The sequence below is a fragment of the Rhodospirillales bacterium RIFCSPLOWO2_02_FULL_58_16 genome (genome assembly GCA_001830425.1).
Taxonomy (GTDB): domain Bacteria; phylum Pseudomonadota; class Alphaproteobacteria; order Rhodospirillales; family 2-02-FULL-58-16; genus 2-02-FULL-58-16.
Window position 1 is genome coordinate 43,841 of the sequence record MIAA01000039.1, and the last position, 4,317, is coordinate 48,157.

Below are 4,317 nucleotides of genomic sequence, written 5' to 3' on the forward strand. Positions count from 1 at the left end.
CCCTAACGCCCGGCGCGTTGACCGGAATAAGCACTATTTTTATGAACCACAGAGGCTCAGAGACACAGAGGAGGATAGAAAAAAAAGAAAGGGCAGGAAGAAAACTTCGCTTAATCTTCTCTGCGCCTCTGTGCCTCTGTGGTCAAAACACACAGGTCAATAATTTCCTCTTCTATACCCTCTCTGACTCCCCCTTGAAGCAAGGGGGAGAGTTTTTGATTTGAGGAGACGCCGGAAGCATGGACTTCACTGATTCCCAAATAAGTCGCTATGCCCGGCACATCCTGCTCAAGGAAGTGGGCGGCAAGGGTCAGGCCGAACTGCTGGCCTCCAGGGTGCTGGTGATCGGCGCCGGCGGACTGGGATCGCCGTTGCTGCTCTATCTGGCGGCGGCCGGAGTGGGGACCATCGGCATCGCGGACGATGACGTGGTTGATCTGTCCAATCTGCAACGCCAGATCGTCCACGCCACAGCCGACGTCGGACGCTTCAAGGTGGAAAGCGCCGCCGACGCCGTCGCCGCCATAAACCCCGACGTGCGCGTAGTCGCGCACAAGACGCGCATCGTCGCCGCCAATGCCATGGAGATGATCTCCGCCTATGATCTGGTGGCCGACGGCAGCGACAACTTCGCCACGCGCTTTCTTGTCAATGACGCCTGTTATTTTTCCGGCAAGCCGCTGGTCAGCGCCGCCATCCTGAGATTCGACGGACAAATAGCCACCTTCAAGGCCCACGACAAGAACGACGCCGGCAATCACGGCCCTTGCTACCGCTGCCTGTTCCGCGAGCCGCCTCCGCCCGGTCAAATCCCGACTTGCGCCGAGGCCGGGGTTCTGGGGGCGCTATGCGGCGTCCTCGGGTCATTGCAGGCGACCGAGGTTCTGAAGGAACTGCTGGGCATAGGCCAAGGACTGTCGGGGTCGTTGATAATCTACGATGCGCTGACCGCCGTCTTCCGCAAGATCAAGGTAAATCCTGACCCCGGCTGCCCGCTATGCGGAGAGAAACCGACAATCGCCGACCTGTCCGTCCATGAGAAGAAAGAACCCGGCCATGCCCCATAACAACCGCCCCCGAAAGCTTTCCATCGTCGTTTTCTCCGGTGATTTCGACAAGGTGCATTACGCCCTGGTCATGGCCTCGGCCGCCGCCGCCGTCAACACCCCGGCCACCCTGTTCTTCACCATGGAGGCCTGTCGGGCGCTGGGCAAGCCCGGACCCGACGGCGAAGCGGCATGGCGGGCGATGCCGGTAAGCCGGGGCCGCGCCGTTCATGGCGATGACGTCGGCGGCGACCTGGATGACGATTTTCTGGAAAACGGCGTCGCCGGCTTCGAGGAACTGCTGGCGTCCTGCGTCCTGCTGGGAGTGCGTTTCATGGTTTGCGAAATGGGACTGAAGGCGATAGGCCTCAGCGGAGGCTCCCTGCGCGATGACGTCCCCATCAAGGCCGGCGGCGTGGTAAGTTTCCTCAACGACGCCTCCAAAGACGGGGCAATGCTGTTTATTTAGAGCGCATCAGGGTTGATTAGAATCGCTCTCGCCTACATGAAGACGTGGATGCGCGGATCAAGTCCGCGCATGACGAAGTGAATGAAACCGTCATGGCCGTGCTTGTCACGGCCATCCACGCCTTGTTTTCAGATTGGGCTTAGGCCGGAAGACCTGGAGTAATACAATGCTTGGTTATGCCGTAAAAATTACCAAAGACAGTCAGGGATATGCCGTTCGCTTTCCGGCGTTCCCCGAGGCCGTTACCTACGTTGACCGGCAGGAGGATGTCGTGGCGCAAGCCGTCGATTGCCTTGAAGAAGCGCTGGCGGCGCGGATCGCCGACCGGGAAGATATCCCGCTGCCGGTTTTGGTGTCGCACGGTCAAAAAGGGGTTGTGCCGGGAACGCAGGTTATGGCGAAAGCGTTGCTATGGCAGGCGATGCGCGCCGGCAACGTGCGCATGGCCGATCTGGCGTGCAGTCTGGGCGCCGACCAGAAAGCCGTTGATCGGTTGCTGGACTGCCATCACGCCTCGCGGTTGGACCAGATCGACTCCGCGTTCAAGGCGTTGGGCAAACGTCTGGAGCTGGCGATCCGGGACGTGACCTGACAAGATCAGCGTTTATTTAGTTTGCAGAGTTTTGGAAACGCTTTAATCTCCGACATGTCCGTCATGTGAACGGGGGGAGCATGCGGTTTCTTATTAAAACTTTATTGTGGGGCGCGGACGGCAAAGCAAGCAAAAGCCGGATGTTCATCCGCATCATGGCCCTGCTTGCCTTTTTGGGCCTTTTTATCTCGTTTATCACCAAAATAACTTTTATCAGCACCGACGAGAGCAAAAACCTGCGGGTCGCGGTCGTCGGCCCCATGTCCGGCAACAGTCAGATTATCGGCCGCTCCTTGCGCCAGGGCGTGCAGCTCTACGTCGATGCGCTTAATGAATCCGGCGGCGTTGACGGCAAGAAAATCAGCCTCGACGTCGTGGACGACAAGGACGATGCGGAAACGGCCCGCTCAGAGGTCGAAAAAATCGCCAAAAATGAAAAACTCCAGGCGGTTATCGGCCACTGGTCCATGGAATCCCTGAACGGCGCCGCCAAGGTCTATGGGGAGAACGGCCTGACCCTGGTTACTCCATCTTCGGCGAGCGAGGATGCGGTTGCCGGAAGCGAGTGGCTGTTCAGCAGCCTGTTCTCCGCCCGCCGGGAAGCGGGCTTTCTCGCCAATTATTCCAGGAACGTCCTGGGGCATAAGCTGGCGTCGATCATTTATGACAGGGCAGGTTCCGGAGCCGCCATGGCCGAGGAGTATGAAAATACTTACCTGCGGTTCGGCACCGCTATTCACTACAAATGGTCCTTCGATCATTCGGCGCCCGACGTGGACGGACAGCTTGCCTCGATCATCGCGGAACTCAATGAAAAGAAGGACGCGGGAATCATCTTCCTTGCCGTCCGCGAGGCCGAGGCCGCCAAGCTGGTCAAGTCCATGCGCGACGCCAAGATCAAGAATCTGCTGATCGGCCCCAATGCGCTGGCGGTTGACGCTTTTATGTCTTCTCTCGACGGATCGGTTGAGAAGAATCAGGAAGCGGCCGCCTACACCAACGAAATTCTTGTCAGTTCCCCCTTGTTGTTCGACACCGCCAACGAAATCGCCCAGAAGTTCAGGAACAGCTATCTGGCCAAATTCAGGATGAAGCCGGATTGGGTCGCCGCCTATGCTTACGATTCCGCCCATATGGTGGTCGAAGGCATTCGCGCATCAATGAAGAAAGACGGCGGCGACGCCGACATCAAGTCCATGCGAAAAGGCATCCGTGACTTCCTGGCCGGGCGCAAATCCGTTGACGACGTGATCGAAGGAGTTTCAGGCGCCACCTTTTTCAGCGAAGACGGTCAGGCGCAGAAACCTGTTCTTGTCGGCGTCTATAACGGGCGAAACATCATCTCCGCCTTGACCCAGTTGCAGCCCATCAAGCCGGGCGGCGGCGGAAATTTCATCGCTGAATTAAAGAAGGGCCGCGTTCTCTATGTCAACGACCGCTTTATGTACAAGACCAACGTGGTCTATACCGGGTTACAGGTGAAAGAAATTTCGGCGATAAACCCGGCGGAAAACAACTACGTTCTGGATTTCCTGATCTGGTTTCGCTACCGGGGCAATTTCGAGCCGCAGGACGTAACCTTCACCAACGCCGTCGAGCCTGTAAAGCTGTCCGCTCCCATAGAGGAAAAGCAGGACGGCGACATGATGTACCGGCTGTACCGGGTAAAAAGCAAGTTTGCCCTGGATTTTACCGACACCTTTCGGCAATACGGCAATCACATCGCCGGCGTGACCTTCTCCCACAACTCGCTTAACCGGAACAATCTTCTGTACGTTGTCGATATTCTCGGCATCGGGATTGATTCCGGCGCGACCATCACCGACAAGATCAACGAGGAACGGGCGCTCAGTTCCAATCTCAACTGGCTTGTCAACAGCGCATGGATTTCCCAGGACCTGTTCTTCAAGGGAACAAGGGGCGACCCCGCCTATGTCGGCTACGGGTCCGAAGACCCCAATTTTTCAAAAGTCGATCTGGGAATTTTGCTGAAACCGGCGGCGTTCAATACCAGAGACTTCATTGCCGATGAATACTTTATCTATATCGGAATCTTCGGCTTTCTCGGCATGGCGTTCGCTGTCGCCATGGACAAAAAGGAGAAGGGCAGGTTCTGGACGGTCCAGTCCTGGGGACTGAGAGTAGTGGCGTGGCCGATGCTGCTTCTGGCGGCCGGCAACATCGGCCTTGATCTGGCTTTCAAGCACCTG

At 57.4% G+C, this 4,317-nt stretch carries 3 protein-coding genes and 1 pseudogene (1 of these 4 running past the window's edge); all 4 read left to right on the forward strand.

The window, feature by feature from the left end; genetic code table 11:
- Positions 1–239 precede the first annotated feature (239 nt).
- Positions 240–1,067 (forward strand): adenylyltransferase, encoded by an 828-nt coding sequence (locus A3H92_11035; protein ID OHC73993.1) that lies wholly within the window; start codon positions 240–242, stop codon positions 1,065–1,067.
- Positions 1,057–1,515, forward strand: a complete 459-nt coding sequence (locus A3H92_11040) for a hypothetical protein (protein OHC73994.1) — start codon at positions 1,057–1,059, stop codon at positions 1,513–1,515. Before A3H92_11035 ends, A3H92_11040 begins: the two co-directional genes overlap by 11 nt.
- A 166-nt stretch (positions 1,516–1,681) precedes the next feature.
- Positions 1,682–2,107, forward strand: a complete 426-nt coding sequence (locus A3H92_11045; protein OHC73995.1) for a hypothetical protein — start codon at positions 1,682–1,684, stop codon at positions 2,105–2,107.
- 80 nt (positions 2,108–2,187) lie between these two features.
- A pseudogene (locus A3H92_11050) lies at positions 2,188–4,317 on the forward strand (hypothetical protein) (it continues 783 nt past the right edge of the window).